Origin of the sequence: Sphingorhabdus sp., assembly GCF_046292425.1 — a bacterium.
Taxonomy (GTDB): Bacteria; Pseudomonadota; Alphaproteobacteria; order Sphingomonadales; family Sphingomonadaceae; genus Sphingorhabdus_B.
In genome coordinates this window covers 13,017-38,155 of the sequence record NZ_JBKBQV010000001.1, presented here as the reverse complement: position 1 = coordinate 38,155, position 25,139 = coordinate 13,017, and the positions used below count along the sequence as shown (strand labels likewise).

Sequence of the window (25,139 nt, the reverse complement as noted above, 5' to 3'; positions counted from 1 at the left end):
ATATCCTCGCTTGGTTTATGACGTCGCGACCGTACAATTTCCGCCCGCTTTGGCAAGGCTGTTGAGAAAATGCGGGAAAGTGTCGGACAAAGCGGCGTCGAAGTCCGCAAGACCGGCTTTTACACCCAAAGCAGCGAGGCTGGTCACCGGATATTCGGATATCCCGCATGGTACAATGCCGGCAAAATGGCTGAGATCAGGGGAAATATTCACCGCGAAGCCATGCATGGTGACCCATTTCCGGATACGCACCCCGATCGCGCCAATCTTTGCCTCCTGTCCATCCTGTGTGTCGCACCAGATGCCGATGCGCCCTTCGGCGCGGCGCGCTTCGATGCCGAACTGCCCCAGCGCGTCTATCACCCAGCCTTCAAGCGCATGAACGTAACACCGGACGTCTTTGCCACGGCGGGCAAGGTCGAACATCACATAGCCAACACGCTGACCGGGGCCATGGTAGGTGTATCGCCCGCCGCGTCCGGTGTCATATACCGGAAATTGCTGGCTCAGCAGTTCGGCAGGGTCGGCGCTCGTGCCACTGGTATACACAGGCGGATGTTCGAGCAGCCACACAAGCTCACGACCGCCAGTGTCACGGATCGATGCCTGCAACGTTTCCATACGCGCCACCGCGTCTGGATAGGGCGTAAGGCCTTCCGATACTTCCCAGTCAATATTCCCACGCAAATCCATGAAGCGCCCCTTAGCATAGCGCAAGCACCTTGCCACCGCATATGTCTGGCTCTACGCGCCAGATATGCAGGGAGACATTATGGCAAAGAAGCTTGATTATCGCGCCGTGTGGTCGGACGCGCGGGGGTTATTGGCAGCCCATAAAGAGGCGATTTTCCCTATCGCGGGCTTCTTTATCTTTATGGCAGCATGGATCTCGGCGTTTCTGGTGCCTCCGCTTCTGATCGATAACATCGACGATACCAATCAGGTGATTACGGAGATAAGCCGATATTTTGAAAGCAATTGGCGCGTTCTTTTGCCAACGATGCTGGTGACTATCTACGGAAGTCTCACTCTCTATGTTCTGATGTCAGGCCGCCCGCTGTCAAAGGTGGGCGATGCTTTCGCTCTGTCGGCAGCCATTTTTGTTCCTTATCTGTTGGCAAGCCTTATCGTCGGCTGGGCCACCTTGGCCGGATTTATGTTGTTCATCATACCGGGGCTTTATGTGTCGGGACGCTTTGCGATCTTACCCGCTGTCATCTCACGCGAAGCCGGGCTGGGTATAAGCGGATCGATAAAGCGGACCTGGCAAATCAGCACCGAATGCGGCTGGGCTATCCTGTTCCTGATGCTTTTCGTTGCTGTAGCACTGCGCATTTTGGCAGGTATAGCCAATGCTGCGGTCGTTGCGGTCTGTCAGGCCATTGCCGGTGAAGGCGGCGTACCAATTGTCGAGTCAGGGGTAAAAGGACTATTTGCAGCGGTGGAGGCGGTGTCTTTTGTCTTAATGCTCGTTGCCGTCAACCGGCAGCTTTCGGCGCAAACAGTTACGCAATAATCGGGACATGCGGCGCTGCTCCGCGCGGGATAAGACCGGTCAGGCGCGGGTCGGGGAAAGTCTCAAGCTGTCGTTGAAAGGCAGTAAAACCGGACCTCTGGTAAAAGGCCAGTGCGTTAGGGCTATCGAGTGTGCAGCTATGCACCCACATGCGCTGAACGCCAGCTTCGGCCCAGCCGAGTTGCAGCGCCATCGCCATTAGCCATTTGCCGTGCCCCCTGCCGCAAAGCTCTGGCACGAGGCCAAAAAATGCGATCTCGCATTGTCCGGACTGCCTGAAATCCAGCTCAAGAATGCCAACTTCAATTCCGCGCCTGTCGAGAACTGCCCAGATACGCACAGCCGGGTCGTGAATGGTTTGCAGCAGATCCAGATCGCTCAATTCCAACCGCGAGAACCAAAGCCATGGTTCGCCAACGCGGCGAAACAGAGTGCGGTATGTGTCGGCCGTTGGCGCCAGCCACCGTTCCAACCGCAGATCCGAGGGCGGCATGGCACGCAAGGGCGGACGGCTTGTCATTTCCAGTGACGTGACAATCGCACCAAGGTCGCCATTGGAAATCGGGCTAAACATTGGTCGTGATTAGTCCCAGGCCACTTCGGGCGGCAGGCTCATCAAAATGGCATCAACATTGCCGCCAGTCTTTAATCCGAACGTGGTGCCACGGTCATAGACCAGGTTGAATTCGGCGTACAGCCCGCGCCAGCGCAACTGCGCCTGCTTTTCTTCCGGAGTGAACGGCTGATTCATCCGCTTACGAACGAGCTTGGGGAAGATGTCGAGAAAGGCATTGCCGACGTCGCGGGTCAGCGCGAAATTCTGTTCAAACAACGCATCGCTTGTGTTTTCCAGATGGTCATAAAATATCCCGCCAACGCCGCGATGAACATTGCGGTGCGGAATCCAGAAATAATCCTCGGCCCATTTGCGATAGCGTTCGTACACGTCGGGGCCATAAGGTGCGCAGGCCGCGCGCAACCGCGCGTGGAAATCGGCAGTGTCTTCTTCATACGGAATTGGCGGATTAAGGTCGGCGCCGCCGCCAAACCAGCTTTTCGTGGTTACCAGATAGCGCGTGTTCATGTGAACGGCGGGGACATGCGGATTTGCCATATGCGCAACAAGGCTGATTCCGGTCGCGAAGAAATTGGGATCTTCGGCCGCGCCGTGGATGGTCTTGGCAAATTCGGGGTTGAAGCTGCCGCCGACGGTAGAAACATTCACGCCCACTTTTTCGAAAATCTTCCCTTTCATCACGCCGCGCACGCCGCCTCCGCCGGGGGAGCCGTCATGGTCATGCCGGTCCCATGGCGTATATTCAAACGACGCATCCGACCCTGCTTCTCTCTCGATAGCCTCAAACGCGGCGCAGATGTTGTCGCGGAGCGATTCGAACCATGTCCGCGCGGCCTGTTGGCGTTCATCAAGAATCAGGGTCATAAATTTTCTCCCGGAAATGAATGGGTCTGTCTAAGACCTTCTGCCAAAGCGATGCCAGCCGATACCGAAATATTCAAGGACCGAAATCCAGGTGCCATCGGAATATACACCCGCGCGTCTGCCCTTGCATGCACTTCGGGAGGAGCGCCGCTACTTTCGGAGCCCATCAGAATGACGTCATTAGGCTGAAAGCGAAACTGGGGAAGTGGCGTCGAGGCCTTGCTTGACATCAGGACGAGCCGCGCACCGTCAAGCGTCTCAAGAAAAGCGGTCCAATCTGCGTGCCGCTGAATTTTGACGTGCGCCATATAATCCATCCCTGCGCGCTTCAAAGCCCGTTCGGAAAAGGCAAAGCCACAGGGTTCGATAATGTCGCATATGACACCAAAACAGGCGGAAGTGCGCAATACGGCACCCACATTTCCCGCCATATCCGGCTGATAAAGCGCAATGCGCATGCTAACTCCCCCGTCCTAATCAGTTCAAGCGGTTAGCGCGCATCGCGCACCGCTGGCAACAGCGAGCGTAACAATCATTTATCGACCTTCACCCACAACGAGATTGATTTTATCAGCCAATATTGATGTATAATAATGTAAAATAGATAATAATATTAAAGACTTATTCAGGATGCGTCCCGCGCTGATACAGCCCGAAAATCGTTCACACAGCACCGATTAATTCCGCTTAAAGCAAAGCTGCAAACGAATCCAAATGAGCTTGTCTGTCGCAATATGTTTCAGGAACCCATTTCTAGAATTGCTCAGCGCGTGCCAGACGAGGCTCCGCCCGCGCGTCGCCGGTTGATCGGTTTGGTAGAAATTGTCTTAGTTTTATTGGCCTTCACCTTGCTCGCTTTGGTGCCCTCGGTTGCGCAGATTGCGCCGGTCGCAAACAGTGGCGCATCATCGCAATCGGTCCATTCTGAATGGGATGCCGAATATCCGGCGGAGAATTTTCCGGGGTCAGCGTTTTTCTATCTCGATCCAGCCGATACAGGCGCGCGCGGGTTGAATGGCAATGAACTTGGCAACAATGCAGCGCGACCCTTCATTTTGCGGTCGGGTAGCCTCGAACATGCCCGCGCGATGAAATGCCTTACCGATGCCATTTATTATGAAGCGGCCAATGAACCGGATGCTGGACAGCGCGCCGTTGCCCAAGTGATCCTGAACCGCATGCATCATCCAGCATATCCGAACAGCGTTTGTGGCGTTATCTATCAAGGGTCGGAGCGAAGCACCGGATGCCAGTTCAGTTATAGCTGCGACGGATCAATGGCCCGCGTGCCTGAGCGCCTGTCGTGGTTTCGTGCCCGAAATGTCGCTGCGGACGCGCTGGCGGGATATGTCTACGCACCTATTGGCATGGCAACACATTATCACGCGACTTATGTATATCCCGCTTGGGCACCAAGCTTGCATGTTATTGGAACTATCGGCAGCCACCGTTTCTACAGCTGGAAAGGCATGGCGGGGGACCCCACCGCTTTCGTCAGCAATCATGCAGGCCGGGAACCCATGCCCGGGCCAAAACCGCGTTTGGCGTCGGTGCTGTCGTCGACCGGGCTCGATCCGGCCTCGCTGCAGAAGAAATACGACGCCGAATTTGCGGCAGGGTTGGTGACAGTGCAGGCTCAATACGGGGTCGCTGATGCGGCCATAACGGGAGACCAGCGGCCTGCTGGTGTGGCTGGATTACAAAGTTCAGATATCAAGCCGCAATATCGAAACAGCGGAACATGGAAAATTCAACCAGACGGCTAAACTTATCGGTTTGGCTGTCGTTATGGCTTTTAGACCGCGAGGTCATGGTTTCTACAACAATTACTGTTGCGATATAGGTCCATCGGAAATCATGCTCTTGTGTTCGGCAAAGCTCTGCCGTCTGAACGGTGAAGCTTGAACATATCGGCTTCCGGATGCGCTCCCACCCACCTAGCACCGGAAGCCGTTTTTTCCCTTATTGCTTAAATGAAATGGTCGCCCGCAAGCCGCCTGCGGTTCGATTCTCTAACCGGACATCGCCTCCATGCGCGCGCGCAATGGCACGCGATATTGTCAAGCCAAGCCCCGATCCGCCCGTTGACCGGCTGCGCGACCTTTCAGCGCGCGTAAAGGGTTCAAACATGCTTTCAGCCAACGCCGGATCAATGCCCGGGCCTTCATCATCAATGTCGACGAAAATCATCCCGTTTTCCTCGCGCACCGTTAATAGCGCGCGGTTTCCATAGGCAATGGCGTTGCCAATAAGATTGCGCAGCGCACGCCGGATAAGCACTGGACGGACGTCTGCGACATGGCGCCTGTCAGGTGGCGTCAGCTGGGCCGCGGCAAAATCGCTCGTGACGGTTTCGATCATGGCGCCAATATCCACGGATTGCACTGGCTCGCCTGATTTTCCAAGCCGCGCGAGCGTTAATATATCGTCCAATATGGTGACCATCTCATCAATGGTGGACGCCATTTTCTCCCGTTCGTCATCATCTTCGACCGACTCGATCCGAACGCGAAGCGCGGCGAGGGGTGTCTTCAAATCATGACCAATGGCACCGAGCATGACGTCCTTTTCGCCAAGCAGGTTTGATACGCGCGCCTGCATGGCGTTAAATGCGACGATCAACTGCTGTACATCCTCGGGACCTGCACGTTCCATGGGTTGAGGCTCGCCCGCAATTCCAACCTGGCGCACACGCTTGGTCAGATCATCCAGAGGCCGGGCGATTCGTCGTGCGACCAGTGCCAGAGGAATCATGACTGCGGCAAACAGCGTAAACGTCTGCAGCAGTAATGCGAAGATAGAAGCATTTTCGTTGGGACGCACCAATCCTGCCGCATTCAACCAACGTCCATCTGGGAGGCGCGCAGAAAAAAGGACGGCCCTATGGGGTGTTTCGCGGTTCGCTTGGCGAAATCCTGTAGTCCGCCAGCGGCGAAGTTGCGGGTCCCGCAATTCAGGCGGCAGTGCGTTGACAGAAACGGCGGAAATACGGACGTCCGACAATTCAATATCCCCTTGCCGCAAAAACTCCTGCGCGCGAACAGACATGTCGCTTTGATAGTCAGCGCGGGGAATATTGAGTGGGGAGGCGGATAAGGTGATCGCGACGATCCCGCTGCGGCGGCCCGCGCGTGGTGATTTGAAACGCTCTCTTTCTGTCCTTCGTTGGCTGTTTGCCGGGTCAAAGGCGTCCGTGCCCTGTCTTTCGATCTGATTGGCGACGCGGCCGACCACCATGACAGATGTTTCAGCAACTGCACGCGACCGGACGCCTGAAAGCAACAAAGCCGCGTTTACCGATTGCGCGATCAACAAGGCTGACGCCGCTACGAGCAATATCTGCCCGTAGAGGCTTTTTGGCCAAAAACGGAAATGGCGCGCAGCCATTAAAGCCGCGTAACCGTGGTCGAGAAACGGTATCCGCCACCCCAGATGGTTTTGATATGCTGCGGATCTTTGGGATCGCGCTCGATCTTGCGACGCAGCCGGCTGACCTGATTGTCGATTGCCCGGTCAAAGGGCCCGCCTTCGCGTCCGCGTGTCAGATCAAGCAACTGGTCGCGGGTGAGAACCTGGCCTGCGCGCTCAACAAGTGCCTCCAACATCCGGAATTCGCCGGACGACAGCGGCACCAATATGCCTTCGGGGTCGTGAAGGGTTTGTTCGGTTGTATTGACGGTCCATCCGTCGAAATTGAAACTGTTGCCGCTCCGGTCGAGTTTAGGCGCGCCAGATGTAACCCGGCGTAACACCGCCTTGATTCTTGCAACAAGCTCGCGTGGCGAGAAGGGTTTAATGACATAATCGTCTGCACCAATTTCAAGGCCGATGATGCGGTCCGTTTCTTCTGATTTCGCCGTGAGCAAAATGACGGGCGGACCGTCATGTGCGCTAATGTAGCGGCACAGGCTAAGCCCGTCTTCGTCAGGCATCATGATGTCGAGCAGCACCAGATCAATGTCGTAGGATAAAAGCGCTGAGCGTGCGGTAGATGCGTTGGCCGCGTCCGTGACCCGGAAGCCCTGGCGTTCCAGATATTTCCCTAATGGCTCGCGAATCGATGCCTCATCATCGACGAGCAATAAATGGGGACGGGACTTGTTCATATCAAACCAACTTATGGCCGCTTTCTGGCGTCAGGCCAGAAAAAAGGCCGGAGGAGAAGGAAAGAAACTCCTCCGGCCAGGAAATGACACGGTCCAAAGGGGAGGAAGACCGCGCCAGCAAAGCTCGTTAGCCGCCGTTCGGTCGCGAAGGGGTCATTCGTCCACCCCAGTTCCCCTTTCGACCAGCCTTACGCTCGTCGGCCGAGATGCTGCCGTCTCCATTGGTATCAGCCTTGGTAAATCGGGCCTCAACAGCGGCGCGAAATTCGGCCTGGGATATAGCCTTGTCACCATTGGTGTCAGCGCCGGCCATCATGGCCATTCCGCCACCGCCGCGACGTCCACCATGCGCTCCCATCTTGCCACGCTCCATACGCTTGGCACCACGGTCTTCACGGCGGTCAGCACGTGCTTCGCGCGCTGCCATAAATTCACTTTGGCTAATGGAACCGTTTTTGTCAGTGTCCATTTTTGCAAAACGCTGTGCCATCATAGCAGTCCGGTCGGCTTCGTTTAAAATCCCATCCTTATTTGCGTCCATTTTGGCAAAACGCGCGTCGCCAGCCGCAATGGCTTCGGCTTTGGTGACGATTTTGTTGCCGTCCTGATCGGCTTTGCCCGGCGCAGCGTAAAGCGCCGCTGCCGAAGTTACCGATAATGCCATCAGGCCAGCATAAATTGAAAGCTTCTTCATGTTCGTCGCTCCTTGTTGTCTGCATGTGACTACAGACGACCTGATAAGCGATATATGTCGCAACAGTTTGTCACGGCAACGGCGGCTTTGTCGCAAACTGTATCAAACAGCCGTGCCGATGGCGGGAGGTTAAGCGGTTGAAGCGGCGGTGACACAGGCAAGTGGAGCACAATCGCATCACGGTTCTGTCAGCGATCATTGACCGGAACTTGGAGCGGGTAAGGGGGTGCCGCAGGCGAACGGAGCGCAGCGGAGGACAGCCGTAGGCCCGAAGGGCCGGAGACCAGCGAAGCTAATCGAACCCCGGACCTATCGGCAGACTACTAAGTGAAAGTTGGAGCGGGTAAGGGGAATCGAACCCCTCTAGCTAGCTTGGAAGGCTAGTGCATTACCACTATGCTATACCCGCAACAGGCCAGTTGGCCGTTTCGAGCGCCGCTATTGCCATTATCCGGCCCTAGCGTCAACGCTCTCTTTGTAAAAGAATGGGCCGCAAAAGCGGCCCTCTCCTAAATCTGTCTTATCCAATCAATGCTTTTTGTCAGCCCAGATGGTTTTGTAGGACATCCAAGCCAACACCGTGAAGATAATGAGAAAGCCAAGGGCTGCCCAACCGGCGCTCTTACGATTTTCCATCTTCGGCTCGGCGGTCCAGGCCAGAAACGCAGAAACGTCCTTTGCCATCTGTTCCTTCGTCGCTTTTGTCCCATCGTCATAAGCTACCTGATCATCGACCGCGATCGGGTTAGCCATGGCGATATTCAGATTTGGAAACCATGGGTTGAAGTTCAGACCAGGAGGCGTTGCGGCTTCAGGATATTCTTTCAGCAATTCTTTGCCTTCAGCATTCTTGTAACCCACTTGTTCGCGGTAACCCATCAGCAATGAGTAAACATAGGCCGGACCATTGGCACGAGCCTTTGTAATCAACGAAAGATCTGGTGGAAGCGCGTTGTTGTTGGCTGCTCGCGCGGCAACTTCATTCGCGAAGGGCGAAGGAATTTTATCCGCAGGAATGGCAGGCCGGGTTGCCGCTTCGCCCGTTTCGGGGTTGATGCTTGGCACTTCCGTCTTCCAGGCTTTTGCCAATGCTTTCACCTGTTCTTCGCTATAACCCAAGGCAGCAAAGTCACGGAAAGCGACGAGGTTAAGGCTGTGGCAAGCGGCGCAGACTTCGGAATAGACCTTCAATCCACGCTGCAACTGGCCGCGGTCAAACTTGCCGAACGGACCGTCGTGCGCAAAGCTTACGGCCAGTGGCTTTTCGTGAAACTCATGCTCTGCCGTGGGCTGTGCAGGTTCTTGGATGGCCGTAACAACGGTGTCCCCAAGACCAAGCAAAAGCATGCCACTGAAAAACAGGCCTACCAAAAAAGCAATTAAACGAACCATGATTATGCTTTCCCTGTTTTACGCAGCCGCTGGCTGAAGCGGTTTGCCAGTGACGGCTTCGGTGATTGAATTAGGCAACGGAAGCGGCCGTTCAATGCGCGAAACAATCGGCAAGATGATCAAGAAGTGAGCGAAATAATATGCCGCCGTTATCTGGCTGAGCACGACCCACTGCGTGTAAGGTGGCTGTGCGCCGCAATAGGTCAGAATGACCAGGCTTGGGATCAAGCCGAACCAGAAGAACTTGCGGAACAGCGGACGGTAATGCCCCGAACGAACCGGCGATGTATCCAGCCAAGGCAGGAAGAACAGCAGCAGGATCGACCCGAACATCGCAAGGACGCCCATCAACTTGGCTTCAATCAGGACAATGCCCGTGAACGGAATGCCGAAGTTGACGGTGAACGCCTTCAAAATCGCATAGAATGGCAGGAAGTACCATTCAGGCACGATGTGCGCCGGTGTCGACAGTGGGTTGGCCGGAATATAGTTATCGGGATGACCCAACATATTTGGCGCAAAGAATGTCACAGCAACGAAGAAAATCAGGAAGACCCCGAGGCCGAAGCCGTCTTTTGCTGTGTAATATGGATGGAACGGAACGGTGTCCTGTTCACCCTTTACGCTCACACCGGTCGGGTTGGACGAACCTGGAATGTGCAAAGCCCATACGTGCAATATGATGACACCGGCAATAACGAACGGCAGCAGATAATGCAGCGAGAAGAAACGGTTCAGCGCAGCCTGATCGGGGGCAAAGCCGCCCAAAATCCACTGGCGTAGGGGTTCCCCCACCAAAGGAATGGCGGAGAAGAAACCTGTAATAACCTGCGCGCCCCAGAAGCTCATTTGGCCCCATGGAAGAACATAGCCCATGAAGGCTGTTGCCATCATCAAAAGGAAGATGGTGACACCCAGCAGCCAGATCATTTCGCGTGGTGCCTTATATGATCCGTAGAACAGGCCGCGGAAAATGTGGATATAGACCACTATGAAGAAGAAGCTTGCACCGTTCATATGTGCGTAGCGGATGAACCAGCCGGAGTTCACGTCGCGCATGATATGCTCAACGCTGTTGAACGCGCCGTCGACGCTTGCATAATAATGCATGGCGAGGACAATGCCGGTTACAATCTGGATAACAAGTGCGACGCCTGCAAGGACACCGAAGTTCCAGAAATAATTGAGGTTACGGGGAACCGGATAACCGGCGCCTATGGCGTTATAGACCAGACGCGGCAAGGGAAGGCGTTCATCGACCCACTTACTTACCGTGCCTTGCGGCTTATATTCTTGTGCCCAAGGGAAGCTCATTGCGTTTTAGCTCCTCAACCGATTTTGACGACTGTGTCAGAAATGAATGCGAATTCCGGAACGACGAGGTTCGTCGGAGCCGGACCCTTCCGAATGCGTGCGGCAGTGTCATAATGCGAGCCATGGCACGGGCAGAAATAGCCGCCATATTCGCCCTTCACTTCGCCGGACGCAGCACCCAGCGGCACGCAACCCAAATGGGTGCAAACGCCAAGGGTGATCAACCAGTTTTCTTTGCCCGGTTTCGTGCGTTCAGCAAGAGTTTGGGGATCACGCAGCGAACCGACATCAACCTTGTTGGCGTCTTCGACTTCGGCTGGAGTCAGGTTTCGGATAAAAACAGGTTGCTTGCGCCAGCTGGTCTTGATCGACTGGCCGGGCTGGATAGCTGCAACGTCAACTTCGATCGAGGCGAGCGCGAGCACATCGGCACTTGCGCTCATCTGGGATACCAAAGGCATGGCAACAGCCGCTGCGCCAACACCCGCAAAACTGACCGTAGCAATGTGGATGAAGTCACGACGGCGTACCGCTGGTGCTTCGCCGCCACCTTCAACCCGCAATTCGTTAACTGGAATACCATCCTGAGTCGCGCCTTCGGCGTTCAAAGCCGACGCGGCGGGGTCTGCCGGCGCCTTTACAGGTTTTTTTCCTGTGCCATTTGTCTTTTTGACTGTCGACATAATCTGCCCTTTTTGCGTCGCGGATCTGTTCCGCGCAATACCGTCGAAATCCTATCACACCAGCCGCAAACAAACACTTGGGCCCACGGCAGGGGCGATTCAGCGGCCACATAGACGCCTTTCTGGCCATTTGCCAACAGGCAATTTGGTCAACGAAGCGCCAAACGACGCCAGCTTGGTTGCATTTTGTGAAACCAACGGAAATTAGCGGCTAATACTTGCTACTGGCAACATATTACGCCTAAAGGGCGCAAATTTTAATCGATTATTGTTGGAGTGATACCCATGGCGACAAATTGGACGCCGGAAAGCTGGAGAGACGCAACTGGTATTCACATGCCAGTCTATAAGGACGCTGCTGCACTGGCCGCGACCGAAGAGACCTTGCGGAATTACCCGCCACTGGTTTTTGCGGGCGAAGCACGTAACCTGACGGCCGATCTTGCCAAAGTGGCTGAAGGGAAGGCATTCCTGCTTCAGGGCGGTGATTGCGCCGAAAGCTTTGCCGAGTTTCATCCCAATAACATTCGCGATACATTTCGCGTGATATTGCAGATGGCGGTAGTCCTCACATTTGCGGGCAAGTTGCCGGTGGTTAAAGTCGGGCGGATGGCTGGACAATTCGCCAAGCCGCGTTCAACCCCGACCGAGACGATTAATGGCGTGGAACTGCCAAGTTATTTCGGCGACATCATCAATGACATTGAATTTGTCGCTGAAGGCCGGGAGCCCGACCCGGCGCGCATGGTCCGCGCCTACAGCCAGGCGGCCTCGACCCTGAACCTGCTTCGCGCGTTTTCCAATGGCGGTTACGCCAACCTGCAACAGGTCAATGCCTGGACGCATGATTATATGGGCCGCTCGCCCTGGGCCCAGAAATATCGCGAAACGGCAGACCGTATCAGCGAAGCACTGGCGTTCATGGAGGCTTGCGGTATCACGCCAGAGACCGTGCCGCAGATCAAGGGCACAAGCTTTTATACCAGTCATGAGGCTTTATTGTTGCCCTATGAACAGGCGATGACGCGTCAGGACAGCTTGACCGGCGGATGGTATGATACGTCGGCGCATTTCCTGTGGATTGGCGACCGCACGCGGTTCGAAGGTTCGGCGCATGTCGAATTCCTGCGCGGCATTGGCAATCCCATTGGCATCAAATGTGGTCCAAGTCTTGAGCCCGACGCCCTGTTGCGGATGCTAGACACATTGAACCCTGCGCGTGAGGCAGGGCGGGTAACGCTGATTTCGCGTTATGGCTATGACAAGGTTGAAAGCGGATTGCCCACATTGGTGCGCGCAATTCAACGAGAGGGGCATCCCGTTATCTGGTCATGTGACCCTATGCACGGCAATGTGGTGAAATCAGCGAGCGGATATAAGACGCGTCCATTCGAACGTATTTTGGCTGAGGTGCGCGGATTTTTTGCCGTCCACCGTGCCGAAGGCAGCTTTGGCGGCGGCATCCATATCGAGATGACTGGCCAGAATGTGACCGAATGCACAGGCGGCGCAGTTGCCGTAACTGACGAAGGTCTGGCAGACCGGTACCATACCCATTGCGACCCGAGATTGAACGCAGCGCAGTCGCTTGAGCTGGCATTCCTGCTTGCTGAAATGCTGAACCAGGAAATGAACGAGCGTGCGAAAAAAGCAGCCTAGTCCCGTGGTTTTACATCCGTGAGCGAAGCCTGACGGGCAAAGGATTCAAGCCGGTAGCCGTAACCGAATACCGTGAATATGCGGAAGCCATTTTCCGGCTGTAGCTCCAACTTCGCACGCACCCGCGAAATGTGCATATCGAGTGTGCGTGTCGCCAGTGTTGCAGTCGTCCGCCAGATGGTTTGCATAATAAATTCGCGCGACAAGGTTCGGTCGGCGTGTTTGAAAAACAGTTCAGCGAGCTCAAATTCCTTTGCCGTCAGTAAAACGTTTTTGCCATGAACAGTCACGCTGTTGTCCAGCCGATTCATATGGTAGATGCCATAGGTTACTTCGGTGTCAAAAGCGCCGCCGCCCGACGCTCCACGCAGCAAAGCGTTCACGCGCGCTGCAATAACTGCCCGATCTTCCGGTTTTGTGATGTAATCATCCGCACCTGCGGTCAGCGCGTCGGTAATATCCCGCTTGGCAGACCGGTTGGCCATTATGATGACTGGCGGGGCTTTGGGTAATGTGTTCTGGATCCATCCTAAAAAGGACGCTCCATCCTTGCACCGGATATTCCAGTCGAGAATGACGAGATCAAATGTCTCGCGTAACAAAGCTTGCGTTAATGTTTCACCGTCGGTGTAACCGGTCGCACTATAACCGAGTTCTTCCATTATAAGTTTCAGATGAGCCACGACGTCCGGCGCATGGTCGGCAATAACTATCCTCATGGTGGTCCGCCCCTCAGCAACCGGCCGAATTTACGGCAATGAGATGTAAATACGCTAAATATCATTCAGTTACCAGCCAGAGGCCAAACTTTTTACAAACGTTTACAATATTTTTCGGGAAGACACAATTTTGGGAGGAGTGTGAATGGCTGGGGCGGCAGGGATCGAACCTGCGAATGGCGGCATCAAAAGCCGCTGCCTTACCGCTTGGCGACGCCCCAGCAAGCCAGCGAACTGGCCGTTGCGGGGCGGCTTATATCGCGGGAATCATATAGCGCAACAGCTTAATCGATGCGTTGCACCCAGCCATGGCTATCTGCAGCAACTCCGCGTTGGATATCCACAAGTTTTGACCGGATTTGCTGAGTCATCTGTCCTGCCCCGCCTGCGCCGATGGTGAAGCTGCCATCTGCGGACCGCACGGTGCCCACTGCTGTAACGACCGCAGCCGTGCCGCAGGCGAACGCTTCGACCAGGCGACCTGATTCTGCATCTTTACGCCATTGGTCGATGGCGTAGCGTTCTTCACGCACGTTCAATCCTTGCTCGCGCGCAAGTGTCAGGACGGAATCACGCGTGATACCTTCCAATATCGTACCGTCGGCCGGTGGCGTGATAATTGACCCGTCATCAAACAGGAAGAACAGGTTCATTCCACCCAGTTCCTCGACCCACCGATGTTCGGCTGCATCAAGAAAAACAACCTGGTCGCAACCTTGCTTTATTGCTTCAGATTGCGCCACAAGGCTCGCGGCATAATTGCCGCCGCACTTCGCCGCGCCAGTGCCGCCGGGCGCCGCGCGCGTATAATGTTGCGAAACCCAGATCGAAATTGCAGGCGCGCCGCTCTTGAAATAATTGCCGGCGGCAGAAGCAATGACCATGAACAGATATTCTGCAGAAGGCTTCACGCCCAAAAACACTTCGCTGGCAATCATGAACGGCCGCAAATAAATCGAGCCGCCCTCGACGGGTGGAAACCAATCCTTATCGACCGCGACCAGTTGCTTGCATGCTTGCAGAAACATTTCTTCCGGCAGTTCAGGCATCGCCAGGCGCTTTGCTGAACGTTGGAAGCGGCGGGCATTTTGTTCCGGACGGAATAGTGCCATCCCGCCATCTTCAAGGCGATAGGCCTTAAGTCCTTCAAAGATTTCCTGCGCATAATGCAACACGGCCGTTGCAGGATCGAGTGTCAGCGGTCCGCGCGGGCCTACCTTGGCATCATGCCAGCCATTTTCGTCCGAATAGCGGATGGTGACCATGTGATCAGTAAACACCCGGCCAAAACCGGGATCTGACAGTCGCGCAGCGCGCTCGGCGGGATCCACAGGGTTCGGGTTTACCTCAAAAGGAAATGCGCCAGCGGTCATCTATGCTCTCGTTTATTAGGGTCTTGCACTGTCCTATGGGCTGGGCCAAGATACGTCAATATGGCTGTCCCATCTTCTGTTTCTGTCTCGCCGACCGCTTCGCCCTTGTTCCTTCGTGAAAACGAAGTGCGGCGCGGGGTGGAGCTTCTGTTCTTTGGTTACACTCGTTTGACGCGCGCTATTGACGAAGGCTTGGCAGAACATGGCCTTGGCCGCGCCCATCATCGTGCGCTGTATTTCATTGCGCGCCAGCCTGACCTGCCCATCAGTGCGCTGCTCAAAATCCTTGCCATTACCAAACAGTCGCTTGGACGGGTATTGACCGATTTGGCCGACAAGGGCCTTGTCGAAACACGCACGGGTCAGGTTGACCGCAGGCAAAAATTGCTTCGCCTGACGCCTGAGGGCGTAACTTTTGAAGCGCAGTTGTTCGAGGCTCTGCGCAATAGCCTTGCGTCGGCTTATGCGGCCGCGGGGCAGGAATCGGTAACGGGCTTCTGGCGCGTTCTCGAAGGGTTGATACCAACAGAAGACAAGGCCATGGTCGTCGCCTTGCAAAAGGATATTTGATGCGCGATACCCTCACACGGCTTGAAGAAACGATTGCCAAGAGGGCAGGAGCGGCGCCTGACAGCAGCTATGTCGCCTCGCTACTCGCCAAAGGACGCGGCAAGATCGCGCAAAAGCTTGGCGAAGAAGCGACCGAAACCATCATCGCGGCGCTTACGGATGATGCACAGCATGTGACGGCCGAGGCGGCCGATCTCATTTTCCATTTGATGATATTGCTGCGTGACGTGGGCGTGACGTTGGACGATGTGCTGGCCGAGCTTGATCGCAGGGAAGGGGTCTCTGGCCTCGTCGAAAAGGCGGCGCGCAAATAATCCATGGAGTGATATATGCCGATTGACCCAACACTGGAATATGACGACCAAAACATCTTCGCGAAAATACTGCGCGGCGAGATACCGTGCCGCCAAGTGTTCGAGGATGAATGGGCGCTCGCCTTTCACGATATTAATCCGCAAGCGCCTGTCCACATTCTTGTCATTCCCAAGGGCGCCTATGTCAGTTGGGATGATTTCAGCGCAAAAGCCAGCGACGCCGAGATTTCAGGATTTGTCCGTGCGGTGGGGCAAGTATCACGCGAAATGGGGCTATTGGAACCAGGATATCGATTGCTTGCCAACATAGGTGTGGATTCGCATCAGGAGGTTCCGCATCTGCATGTCCATATTTTCGGTGGAAAACCGCTCGGCCCCATGCTTATGCGGTGAAATTATGTTGCGCGGCGACATTTAGAGGCTAGGTTCCGCGCGATAAGAAATCCATCGGGGAGATTATGATGGCGATTGAACAGCAATCCGTGATGCAGCGCATGTTCGCGCGCAAAACGATCGCACAAGTACAAAGAGAGTCAGCAAGCAGCGAACTGAAGCGTTCGCTGGGCAAGTGGAATCTTCTGCTGTTGGGCGTTGGTTGCATCATCGGTGCGGGTATCTTCGTCCGTACGGGTAGCGCAGCAGCACTGCATGCCGGCCCTGCTGTCATGTTGTCTTTCGTTGTGGCTGGCCTTGTCTGCGCCTTTGCGGGCCTCTGCTACGCCGAACTATCCTCGACCTTGCCGGTCTCGGGTTCCGCTTACACCTACAGCTACACCACATTGGGCGAATTTGTGGCTTGGGTCATGGGCGCGCTGCTCCTTTTGGAATATGGGCTTGCGGCATCAGTTGTTGCCGTTGGCTGGAGTGGCTATGTCGTCAGTCTGCTGGCGGATTTCGGTCTGGTTATTCCGCCGCAATTCACTGGTCCTACCGGTCATGCAGTAATGCGTGATGGTGCGCCGCTGATCGTCGATGGTACTGCGGTTACTGCAATCTTCAACTTGCCTGCATTTGCCATTTGTATGTCACTCGCTTTGTTGTTGATGGTTGGCGTATCGGAATCGGCCAAGGTCAACAACGTCATCGTGGCCATCAAGGTCAGTGTGCTCGCTGCCTTCATCATGGTCGGCGGTTATATCGTCCTGTCCAACTTGCCTGAGCTGATGGCGACCAACTGGACACCGTTTATTCCTGAAAATACCGGCGATGGCGAATTCGGTGTCGATGGCATCATGCGTGCCGCGTCGATCGTTTTCTTTGCGTATATCGGCTTTGAAGCTGTCTCGACCGCGGGTCAGGAAGCCAAAGACCCGAAGCGTGATATGCCTTTCGGCATTATCGGCTCGCTGGTGGTCTGCACTGTCATCTACATGCTGGTTGCAGCAATCATGACGTTGTTGGTACCTTATGCGACACTGAACGTGCCTGATCCAGTTGCGGTTGTGGTCGATAGTTTCGGCGCACAATGGTCGTGGCTTGCCAAGACCATCAAGGTCGGTGCGATCATCGGTCTGACCTCGGTTGTTCTGGTGCTCATGTATGCGCAAACGCGTATTTTCTATACAATGGCGCGTGATGGCCTGTTGCCGAAAATATTCTCCAAGGTGCATCCACGCTTCCACACACCTTATGTAAACACGCTGTTAGTAGGCACGATCACGGCGGTTGCCGCAGGCTTCTTTGACATTAACGTTCTGGGTGACATGACCTCGGTCGGCACCCTGGCTGCGTTTGCCATTGTCTGCCTTTCGGTAATCTACCTGCGGCGTGCAGCGCCCGAATTGCCACGTGGCTTTTCGGTGCCATTATATCCCATCGTTCCGATCCTCGGCATCCTGTCGTGCCTGTATCTGATCACGACGGTGCCTTTCAGTGTGCTGGTGTTCTTCATCTACTTTTTGGTTGCGGCCATCGTGTTGTATTTCGTCTACGGCATGCGCAATTCCAACCTGCAGCATGACCAGATGATGGATGACGCGCCGGACATGGGTGAATTCCCTGGTCCAGTCGTGGAATAAGGTAACCGCAAATACCAAAAGGACAGGGGCGCTTCGGTGCCCCTTTTCTTTGCCTTAGTTTCGCGGATTGGTGGGAATGGGCTGGGTGGTGCGGGGGCGCGTGAATAGCTTCCCCTTTTCACACCACAGGACTAAGCCCAGCGCGACCAGCCCGCAACATAGAAAGCCAAGCGCTACCGGATAAACCGTGCCGTCAAACTGTTGCCCGATAAATGCGCCAAGCGATGCCGCGAGCGCCGTGCGGACAAAGGTCTGGAATGACGACGCTGCCCCTGCGACATGGCCAAAGGGCGTCATCGCAATCGACGAGAAATTGGAGCCGATAAATCCGATCATCGCCATATTGCCCGTCAGCAATATCAGAAAAATCGGAAGCGACGTTGGCGCATAGAATGCGGCAAGCAATTGTAGCGCTCCCAGCAGGATGAATGTCAGAAGCGCCGTTTGCGATACACGGCGTGCGCCAAAACGTTCAACAATGCGTGAGTTGGTAAAGTTGGACACAGCAATGCCGATAGCGATGATGGCAAAGCCAATTGTGAAAAAATCCGCAGCATTGAACACTTTGTCGAACATCTGCTGCGAGCTGTTGAGATAGCCAAACAAAGCGCCCTGCGTCACGCCAGCGCCAATCATATAACCAGCCGCGTTTCGGTTGAGGATGACGACTTTCCATGCCTTGGCCAGCGCATGTGGTTCGATGGGAATGACATTTTCGGGTGCCAATGTCTCGGGCAGTCGCAGATAGACCCAAATGGCAGCGGCAACCGCCATAAACGCCATCAAGTCGAAAATCACGCGCCAGCCAGCAAACAACAGGACCATCTGCCCAATTGTGGGCGCGATAATTGGCACAATCATGAAAATCAGGAAAATCGTCGACATCCGCCGGGCCATGGCGTCGCCTTCGAACTGGTCACGAATGACGGACACGACAAGCACGCCCATTGCCGCTGCCAGCAGCCCGTGCGCAAAACGCATTGCCAGCATGATTTCGAAATCTGGCGCAATCGAACATGCCAGCGAAAATACCGCCGCGCCGATCGTTGCAATCAATAATATAGGCTTTCGGCCATAGCGGTCGGAAAGCGGGCCATAGATTAATGCACCAATTCCGGTTCCAGCGAGAAAAGTCGAAATGACATACTGAATCCTGTTCGGATCGGTCAGCCCGAAACCACGCACCATCGCGGGAAACGCAGGCAACATGGCGTCAATGGCAAGGGCATTCAGCGCCATCAGCGACGCCATCATGACGGTGAGTTCGCGCGGACCGATGGATTTTTTGCTTCGAGTCTGGGAGGGCATAAGGGAGCTATGCGGGAGCGGGCATCATTTTGCCACCCACTAACGGGCTAAATCAATCCCGCGCTGCGCATGCTGCTAAAGCCATTTTTGCCGATGATAATATGGTCGTGCACGGCAATTCCAAACTTTTTACCCGCATCGGCAATATCGCGGGTCATTGTTATATCTTGGCGGCTGGGGGAGCTATCCCCGCTCGGATGGTTGTGAACAAGTATGATGGCTGCCGCGCCCAGATCCATCGCCCGCCGGATAACTTCGCGGGTATAGATAGCGGCCTGATCGACGGAGCCTTCGCTGGCAACCTCGTCACGGATAAGCATATTTTTGCTGTTGAGATATAATGTACGTACGCGTTCAATCGTCAAATGCGCCATATCCGCCCGCAAATAATCCAGCAGAGACTGCCATGAGGACAATATGGGGAGTTCACGCACCGGTTCGCTCAAAAGGCGGAGCGCCGCAACCTGGACTATCTTAAGTGCAGCCACGCTGGTTTCGCCCATCCACTTTTCCTGCAGGATACTGTCGGCGTCGGCGGTGAGCAGCGCGGACAGACTGCCAAATCGTTGGATCAGGTCCTTCGCGATCTGCTTGGTATCACGACGCGGTATTGCAAGCGCGAGCAGATATTCTATCAATTCATGATCATGCAGGCTCTCGCCGTTTTTCTCCAGCAAGCGTTTGCGCAGGCGCGCGCGGTGACCGGCGCCGTGATGTTCGATCTTGTTTGCGCTTTCAATCATCACCGCTATCCCTTTGTGATATATCTCTTTTCTGCGATTTTTCAAAACACTGCAAGCAACTTGACGCGAATGGCGTTGCAACATGACGGCCTTTCCCGCATTTGGGAGTGATGCAGGACACTGCCAGCGAAACACCGACCGGAGATGTCGATGTACAACCATATAGCGGTGTGCGTTGGAAGCGGCGCATCTTCGGCGCGGTGGGCGTTTTGCTCGCTGTCCTGCTGCTATTTACATGGACGCAGCGGAACAGCATCGCTGACCGCTTTGTGCAAAATGCGTTTGCCGAACGCGGTATAAAGGCAAGTTACAAGGTCGACACCATTGGTTTCCGAACGCAGCGGATCCGCGACCTTGTGATTGGTGATCCTGCACGCCCCGATCTTACCGCCCGGCGAGTTGAAATCGACGTGGCGCTGAATTTCTCGGGGGCAAATTTACGTGATGTGCGCGCCGATGGCGTAATGCTGCGCGGGCGGTTTGTTGATGGCAAATTATCCTTCGGCGAACTGGACAAATTCAGGGACCCCAAGTCCGCCGAGCCTTTCGAGTGGCCCGACATCGCCGTAAACATTAAAAACGCCCGCGCGCGTATTGATACGCCCTGGGGTGTTTTTGGTGCTGGCCTGAATGGCAGCGGTCTGTTGCGGAACCGCTTTGCCGGCAATTTGTCTTTGCGGTCCCCGGGCATCGCTGCCGCTGGCTGCACTGCGGCAAAATTGAAATTTGACGGCAAACTGATGCTCGAATGGCGTGAGCCGCGCCTGATCGGTCCAGTTACGTCCACCGTCGCAACGTGCCGCAAAGCCGGATTTGCACTTGATAGTCCGCGCCTTGATACTGATCTCAGGCTATCGGAGCGCTTCCGTTCTTGGTCGGGTAAACTCGCCTATTCGGCCGTTGCAGTTGATATTCCGCAGGCCCGGTTGCGGGATATAGCCGGCAGCTTGTCAGTTGATGGCAAGCTGGCGCGCACCAACTTTGCCTTTAAAATGACTAAAGGAATGTTGCGATTTGCCCCGCTTTCCGTGGCGCGTCTGATGCTGGACGCTCAGGGGACTGCCGGTTTTGCTGATGGGCGAATCGCACTGTCTACCCGCGGGGGAATGTCCCTGACTGGCGGCGCATTTGACCGCGGCACAATCTCCGGCCTTGGCAATCTTGCCACAAAAACCCGGGACACGCCCGTTGGGCCAATCTTCGCCCGCATGGCGCCTGTGCTGGAACGCGCTGGTGACCAGTTTAGCGCCAGCCTCAATTTTGATGCATTTCAGGATTTTCAAGGCCGCCGTGGGACAAATGTCGCTGCTCTTGCCATAACGAGTGCATCGGGTGTCCGCGTGCGGCAAATGGGCGAGTTTGTTTTGGCAGCAACCACCGCCGGATGGCGGCTAAATGCACCGGCGCAGCTCTTGCTGTCGGGCCCCAACGTCCCAGCAACCACCCTGAAGCTCGCACAATCTGGCCAGAATTGGTCCGGTGATCTGATGATTGCGCCTTATGCTTCGGGCGGCACAAGCCTTGCGGTGTCCCGACTTGCTTTTAACGGTGTACCGGGCGGCACGTGGCGCTTTGCCGGGCAAGCGAGAATGTCGGGACCGCTGCCTGGTGGTTTTGTGAACGGTTTGGATGTGCCTATTTCGGGGCAATATAATGCCGGCGCATTCTCCCTATATGATGGTTGTCAGAATTTGCGTTTTGACGCGCTGCGCGTGTCGAGCCTTGCCTTGCGTGGACAGTCGCTGCGGCTATGCCCCGATGCAGGCCAATACATGTTGACATACCGCCACGGCAATGTGCGCTTTGCGACCAATGTCGCGGGTTTCAATACGCTGGGTACATTGGGAAGCACACCAGTTGCCGCACGCAGCACGAGCGTAAGGTTTAGCCTGAGCGAGGGATTTGCTGCCAAAAATGTTGTGGTCGAGTTGGGGCAAGCCGATGCGCCGACCATTTTCAACATTGCAGGCCTTGATGGCAGCTTTGGCCAGGGCGGTGTGTCCGGCACATTGACTGGCGGCGCGGGACAAATCGGCAATGTACCGCTATTAATCGACGAGGCATCGGGCGGGTGGCGGTATATCGCGCAGCTACTCACCCTTAACGCGCGTCTGAACGTGTTGGATGCCGAACAGGTTGACCGGTTCAAGCCGATGCTGGTGCCTGACATGCTGCTGACGCTCGAAAACAATGTCATCACCGCAATCGGGACCCTTGTTGAACCTACCACAGGTACACGTGTGTCGGATGTCGATATCCGGCATGACCTGCGCAATAACAACGGGCGTGCCCTGCTTGCGGTTGACGGACTTCGATTCGGCAACCGCTTCCAACCGGATTTGCTTACGCCACTTGTTTTGGGCGTCGTCGCCAATGTGGATGGCACCGTTTCGGGAGATGGCCGTATCGAATGGGACGGGGCAGGGGTGCGCAGCACTGGCCGTATTGCGACAAGCAACATGGATCTCGCCGCAGCCTTCGGTCCAGTGGAGGGACTCGCGACAGAGATAGTTTTCACCGACCTGCTCGGCCTTCGGACTGCATCGGGCCAGATTGCGACGCTCGGGTCGGTGAACCCCGGCATTCCTGCGCTGGGCGGGACAGTCAGCTATAGACTGTTACCCAACAGGCAGGTGGCAATTGAGGCGGGGCGCTGGCCGTTTGCGGGGGGCGAGTTGATCCTTGAACCCACCGTGCTGGATTTCCGCGATGAGTCCGAACGGCGGCTGACATTTCGCGTTATTGGTGTGGATGCTGAAAAATTGCTCGCGGGATATGATTTCCAGAATCTGCGCGTCACGGGCGTGTTCGACGGCACATTGCCCATGGTTTTCAATCAAGACGGCGGCAGGATCGTCGGTGGGGCATTGGTATCGCGCCCCGGCGGGGGCGAGGTCAGCTATCTGGGTGAGCTGGCGTATGAAGACATGGGTATGTTTGCCAATTATGCATTCAACGCGCTCCGCTCAATCCGTTATTCGACATTGACCATTGGCGTTGGTGGCGATCTGGCGGGTGAAATTGTGACGGACATCAGTTTCACCGGCTTGCAGCAGGGCGCGATGGCCAAGCGCAATTTCATCACGCGGCAACTGGCGCGAATTCCCATTAAATTCAACGTAAGTGTGACGGCCGAGTTCCAGAAGCTTATCGGATCGATCCGTGGCCTGTATGACGGGAACTACGCGGCGGACCGGGATCTGAAATATTTGCTCGACGAACAGAAAAAGCAGGATGCGCTAACCCCGTTGCCGCAACCTGTTGAAAACGAAAAAGAACCAGCAAATGAATGAACCATTCAGCAAAGGGAAAGCGAATATGGCGCATAGCCTGCATCAATTGACGAACCGCACGGATAATGCGATTCGCCGCCTTATGGGGAAAGTGATATTCTTGTTCACGCCGTTGATGGCGTCGGTTCTTACGGGATGCGTACAGGTTACGGCACCCGACAAGCCAATAGTCATCAACCTCAACATCGCGATCCGGCAGGAAATCTTGTACAAGCTGGCTGCGGCGTCCGAAAAAGTGATTGAAGAAAATCCGGAGATATTTTGATGAAGAATTCGGTTGAAATGATGATTGCAGCGTTATTGCTCGGCGCCACTGCAACAAGCGCCGTTGCCTTCCAATCGGGTCGCGATCCAGCATATCAAAATGCGCGTGCCAGCGGCTTGGTCGGTGAAAAGTCCGATGGCTATCTGGGCTTTGTGGTTTCGCCATCGCCGGCCATTCGCGCCTTGGTCGAGGATATCAACATCAAGCGCAAGGCAGCTTATTCGAAAGAAGCGCTCGCCAATGGCGCGACAGTAGAGGAAATGGCTTTGCGCAGCGGCTGCCGGTTGATCGGCGAACGCACGGTCGCTGGTGAGAAGTACCAGACACCTTCGGGCCAGTGGAAGACTCGTGACGCCAGCACGCCGGAATTGGACCCGCGCTGCCCACAATAAGTGGTCAAGCTTAGTTCCGATGGGCCGTGGCAGAGATGTCGCGGCCTTTTCTTTTGCATTGCAACATTCTTGCGGGCGCGCTGTTGACTTGGCGCGGGGCCTCTCCTAAAGCGCCGGTGCCTAGGCGGGGTTTGCCCGATTTCGAGGTGGTTTCCCTTATTCAGAAAGGCTGGAATCACATGAATTCAAACAGCCCCGGGCAGGACAATGACGGCAAAAGCGACGCACGGCTCGATTCGTTAGATTTGCAGCTGAAAGCGGCGCGGAAAGCCGAAGCGGTTCGCGCTGGTAAAGATCAGGTTCCGGCCAAAGGAATGCGGCAGGGGAACCGGGTTTTAACCGAGCTGATCGCTGGTCCGGCTGGTGGTGCTTTGGTTGGCTGGTTGTTGGACCGCTGGCTGGGTATCGCACCTGCGCTCCTGTTGACCTGCATGTTTTTGGGCATCGCAGTGGCCTTCAGGAATATTATAAAGATCTCCGCAGAGCGTCCGGACTAATCCGGACGCTTGACGTGTATTTAACAGGGTAGTGAACGTGGCAGGCGAAAGCGGCAAAATCGATCCGATGTACCAGTTCAAGATTGAGCCGCTCGCGCAGCTTAATCTCGCAGGTTACGACGTCTCCTTCACCAACTCTTCGTTGTTCATGGTGCTTGTTTTAGGCGCACTGTGGGTATTCATGGCCGGCGGAATGAAGCGGGAGATGGTTCCCGGTCGCTGGCAGATGGCAGTCGAAGGCGCAACTGGCTTCATCAACAACATGCTGACCGCAAATGTCGGTCCCGAAGGCAAGAAATACGTGCCTTTGGTTTTCTCGTTATTCATGTTCATCCTGATGGCGAACCTGATGGGCATGATGCCCTTTGGCATCGTCCCCGGCGTACATCCTTTCACAATCACAAGCCACCTGACGGTAACGGCTGTGCTGGCGTTGTTCAGCTTTGGTACGGTGTTGGTCGTAGGCTTCTGGAAGCATGGCCTTCATTTCTTCAGCCTGTTCGTCCCGCATGGCACACCATGGTGGCTGCTCTGGCTGATCCCGGTCATTGAGCTCTTTTCTTTCATGATCCGTCCATTCAGCCTCGCTTTGCGTCTCTTCGTTGCGATGACTGCGGGTCACATCATGATGAAGGTGCTCGCCGGATTTGTGATCAACGGCCTTAATGCAGAAGCCGCTTGGGTCCCGTTGATCGTCAGCTTCCCGGCGTTTGTGCTGATGATTGGCATTACCCTGCTTGAGCTGCTGGTCTCCGCAATTCAGGCTTATGTTTTCGCGCTTTTGACGTCGCTGTACATCAACGACGCCGTAAATTTGCACTAAGATTTCAACCACTAAGTTT

Annotated in this window: 26 protein-coding genes and 2 tRNA genes; 12 read left to right on the top strand and 16 right to left on the bottom strand. The window is 55.3% G+C overall.

Annotated elements, in window-relative coordinates; all coding sequences use genetic code 11:
• Positions 1–15: 15 nt before the first annotated feature.
• A complete protein-coding gene (lipB, locus tag ACK4S7_RS00210) occupies positions 16–693 on the bottom strand; it encodes a lipoyl(octanoyl) transferase LipB (RefSeq protein ID WP_409643249.1) in 678 nt (225 codons plus the stop codon).
• Positions 694–772: 79 nt separating this feature from the next.
• Between lipB and ACK4S7_RS00205 the strand changes: the two genes are divergently transcribed.
• On the top strand, positions 773–1,516 hold the full coding sequence (locus ACK4S7_RS00205; RefSeq protein WP_409643247.1) for a hypothetical protein: 744 nt from the start codon (positions 773–775) through the stop codon (positions 1,514–1,516).
• Here the strand turns inward: ACK4S7_RS00205 and ACK4S7_RS00200 are convergent.
• Genes ACK4S7_RS00200 through ACK4S7_RS00190 form a run of 3 tightly spaced genes read right to left on the bottom strand, consistent with a single transcriptional unit; the run spans position 1,506 to position 3,415 of the window.
• Positions 1,506–2,090, bottom strand: a complete 585-nt coding sequence (locus tag ACK4S7_RS00200; RefSeq protein ID WP_409643245.1) for a GNAT family N-acetyltransferase — start codon at positions 2,088–2,090, stop codon at positions 1,506–1,508. The two genes, ACK4S7_RS00205 and ACK4S7_RS00200, sit on opposite strands and share 11 nt — an antisense overlap.
• A 9-nt stretch (positions 2,091–2,099) precedes the next feature.
• Positions 2,100–2,957 (bottom strand): oxygen-dependent coproporphyrinogen oxidase, encoded by an 858-nt coding sequence (gene hemF, locus ACK4S7_RS00195; RefSeq protein ID WP_409643243.1) that lies wholly within the window; start codon positions 2,955–2,957, stop codon positions 2,100–2,102.
• Complete coding sequence (locus ACK4S7_RS00190; protein WP_409643241.1) at positions 2,954–3,415, bottom strand: tRNA (cytidine(34)-2'-O)-methyltransferase; 462 nt, start codon at positions 3,413–3,415, stop codon at positions 2,954–2,956. Before ACK4S7_RS00190 ends, hemF begins: the two co-directional genes overlap by 4 nt.
• 276 nt (positions 3,416–3,691) lie before the next feature.
• Here ACK4S7_RS00190 and ACK4S7_RS00185 point away from each other — a divergent pair, with 276 nt between their 5' ends.
• Positions 3,692–4,723 carry a cell wall hydrolase gene (locus tag ACK4S7_RS00185; protein ID WP_409643239.1) on the top strand — a complete coding sequence of 344 codons (1,032 nt, stop codon included), beginning with the start codon at positions 3,692–3,694 and terminating at the stop codon, positions 4,721–4,723.
• Between the two features lie 196 nt (positions 4,724–4,919).
• Here the strand turns inward: ACK4S7_RS00185 and ACK4S7_RS00180 are convergent, their stop codons facing one another.
• From ACK4S7_RS00180 to petA, 7 genes are all read right to left on the bottom strand, one after another.
• Positions 4,920–6,344, bottom strand: coding sequence for an ATP-binding protein (locus tag ACK4S7_RS00180; RefSeq protein ID WP_409643237.1), 1,425 nt, complete (start codon positions 6,342–6,344; stop codon positions 4,920–4,922).
• Positions 6,344–7,063 carry a response regulator gene (locus ACK4S7_RS00175; RefSeq protein WP_409643235.1) on the bottom strand — a complete coding sequence of 240 codons (720 nt, stop codon included), beginning with the start codon at positions 7,061–7,063 and terminating at the stop codon, positions 6,344–6,346. Before ACK4S7_RS00175 ends, ACK4S7_RS00180 begins: the two co-directional genes overlap by 1 nt.
• Positions 7,064–7,190: 127 nt before the next feature.
• Positions 7,191–7,757 (bottom strand): EF-hand domain-containing protein, encoded by a 567-nt coding sequence (locus tag ACK4S7_RS00170; RefSeq protein ID WP_409643233.1) that lies wholly within the window; start codon positions 7,755–7,757, stop codon positions 7,191–7,193.
• A gap of 335 nt (positions 7,758–8,092) precedes the next feature.
• A tRNA-Gly gene (locus ACK4S7_RS00165) sits at positions 8,093–8,166 on the bottom strand.
• A gap of 119 nt (positions 8,167–8,285) precedes the next feature.
• Entirely contained in the window at positions 8,286–9,149 is an 864-nt protein-coding gene (locus ACK4S7_RS00160) for a cytochrome c1 (protein WP_409643231.1), read from the bottom strand.
• Positions 9,150–9,167: 18 nt separating this feature from the next.
• Entirely contained in the window at positions 9,168–10,463 is a 1,296-nt protein-coding gene (locus ACK4S7_RS00155) for a cytochrome b (RefSeq protein ID WP_409643229.1), read from the bottom strand.
• Between the two features lie 14 nt (positions 10,464–10,477).
• The gene (gene petA / locus ACK4S7_RS00150; RefSeq protein WP_409643416.1) at positions 10,478–11,041 is read right to left on the bottom strand and encodes a ubiquinol-cytochrome c reductase iron-sulfur subunit; all 564 of its coding nucleotides are present in this window, start codon (positions 11,039–11,041) and stop codon (positions 10,478–10,480) included.
• Between the two features lie 390 nt (positions 11,042–11,431).
• Between petA and ACK4S7_RS00145 the strand changes: the two genes are divergently transcribed.
• Positions 11,432–12,805 (top strand): class II 3-deoxy-7-phosphoheptulonate synthase, encoded by a 1,374-nt coding sequence (locus ACK4S7_RS00145; RefSeq protein WP_409643227.1) that lies wholly within the window; start codon positions 11,432–11,434, stop codon positions 12,803–12,805.
• Here the strand turns inward: ACK4S7_RS00145 and ACK4S7_RS00140 are convergent.
• From ACK4S7_RS00140 to ACK4S7_RS00130, 3 genes are all read right to left on the bottom strand, one after another.
• Positions 12,802–13,524 (bottom strand): response regulator transcription factor, encoded by a 723-nt coding sequence (locus tag ACK4S7_RS00140; RefSeq protein ID WP_409643225.1) that lies wholly within the window; start codon positions 13,522–13,524, stop codon positions 12,802–12,804. The genes ACK4S7_RS00145 and ACK4S7_RS00140 overlap by 4 nt on opposite strands.
• 146 nt (positions 13,525–13,670) lie before the next feature.
• A tRNA-Gln gene (locus tag ACK4S7_RS00135) sits at positions 13,671–13,745 on the bottom strand.
• Positions 13,746–13,808: 63 nt separating this feature from the next.
• Positions 13,809–14,897, bottom strand: a complete 1,089-nt coding sequence (locus tag ACK4S7_RS00130; protein ID WP_409643223.1) for a branched-chain amino acid aminotransferase — start codon at positions 14,895–14,897, stop codon at positions 13,809–13,811.
• A 60-nt stretch (positions 14,898–14,957) separates the two neighbouring features.
• Between ACK4S7_RS00130 and ACK4S7_RS00125 the strand changes: the two genes are divergently transcribed.
• From ACK4S7_RS00125 to ACK4S7_RS00110, 4 genes are all read left to right on the top strand, one after another.
• Entirely contained in the window at positions 14,958–15,467 is a 510-nt protein-coding gene (locus tag ACK4S7_RS00125) for a MarR family winged helix-turn-helix transcriptional regulator (protein WP_409643221.1), read from the top strand.
• Positions 15,467–15,781 (top strand): phosphoribosyl-ATP diphosphatase, encoded by a 315-nt coding sequence (locus ACK4S7_RS00120; RefSeq protein WP_409643219.1) that lies wholly within the window; start codon positions 15,467–15,469, stop codon positions 15,779–15,781. Before ACK4S7_RS00125 ends, ACK4S7_RS00120 begins: the two co-directional genes overlap by 1 nt.
• A gap of 15 nt (positions 15,782–15,796) precedes the next feature.
• On the top strand, positions 15,797–16,174 hold the full coding sequence (locus ACK4S7_RS00115; RefSeq protein ID WP_409643217.1) for a histidine triad nucleotide-binding protein: 378 nt from the start codon (positions 15,797–15,799) through the stop codon (positions 16,172–16,174).
• 65 nt (positions 16,175–16,239) lie between these two features.
• Complete coding sequence (locus tag ACK4S7_RS00110) at positions 16,240–17,799, top strand: amino acid permease (RefSeq protein ID WP_409643215.1); 1,560 nt, start codon at positions 16,240–16,242, stop codon at positions 17,797–17,799.
• Between the two features lie 54 nt (positions 17,800–17,853).
• On the opposite strand, the gene ACK4S7_RS00105 is transcribed toward ACK4S7_RS00110, so the two are convergent.
• Positions 17,854–19,107 (bottom strand): multidrug effflux MFS transporter, encoded by a 1,254-nt coding sequence (locus ACK4S7_RS00105; protein WP_409643213.1) that lies wholly within the window; start codon positions 19,105–19,107, stop codon positions 17,854–17,856.
• 47 nt (positions 19,108–19,154) lie between these two features.
• Positions 19,155–19,850, bottom strand: coding sequence for a RadC family protein (gene radC, locus ACK4S7_RS00100; RefSeq protein WP_409643211.1), 696 nt, complete (start codon positions 19,848–19,850; stop codon positions 19,155–19,157).
• 110 nt (positions 19,851–19,960) lie between these two features.
• Here radC and ACK4S7_RS00095 point away from each other — a divergent pair, with 110 nt between their 5' ends.
• The 5 genes from ACK4S7_RS00095 (at position 19,961) to ACK4S7_RS00075 (ending at position 25,120) form a co-directional block, all read left to right on the top strand.
• Positions 19,961–23,143 carry a YdbH domain-containing protein gene (locus ACK4S7_RS00095; RefSeq protein ID WP_409643209.1) on the top strand — a complete coding sequence of 1,061 codons (3,183 nt, stop codon included), beginning with the start codon at positions 19,961–19,963 and terminating at the stop codon, positions 23,141–23,143.
• A gap of 25 nt (positions 23,144–23,168) precedes the next feature.
• On the top strand, positions 23,169–23,408 hold the full coding sequence (locus tag ACK4S7_RS00090; protein ID WP_409643207.1) for a YnbE family lipoprotein: 240 nt from the start codon (positions 23,169–23,171) through the stop codon (positions 23,406–23,408).
• Positions 23,408–23,800 carry a YdbL family protein gene (locus ACK4S7_RS00085; RefSeq protein WP_409643205.1) on the top strand — a complete coding sequence of 131 codons (393 nt, stop codon included), beginning with the start codon at positions 23,408–23,410 and terminating at the stop codon, positions 23,798–23,800. The genes ACK4S7_RS00090 and ACK4S7_RS00085 overlap by 1 nt, the downstream gene beginning before the upstream one ends.
• A gap of 179 nt (positions 23,801–23,979) precedes the next feature.
• Complete coding sequence (locus tag ACK4S7_RS00080; RefSeq protein WP_409643203.1) at positions 23,980–24,297, top strand: AtpZ/AtpI family protein; 318 nt, start codon at positions 23,980–23,982, stop codon at positions 24,295–24,297.
• Positions 24,298–24,364: 67 nt separating this feature from the next.
• Positions 24,365–25,120 carry a F0F1 ATP synthase subunit A gene (locus ACK4S7_RS00075; protein ID WP_409643414.1) on the top strand — a complete coding sequence of 252 codons (756 nt, stop codon included), beginning with the start codon at positions 24,365–24,367 and terminating at the stop codon, positions 25,118–25,120.
• The last annotated feature ends 19 nt before the right edge of the window (positions 25,121–25,139 follow it).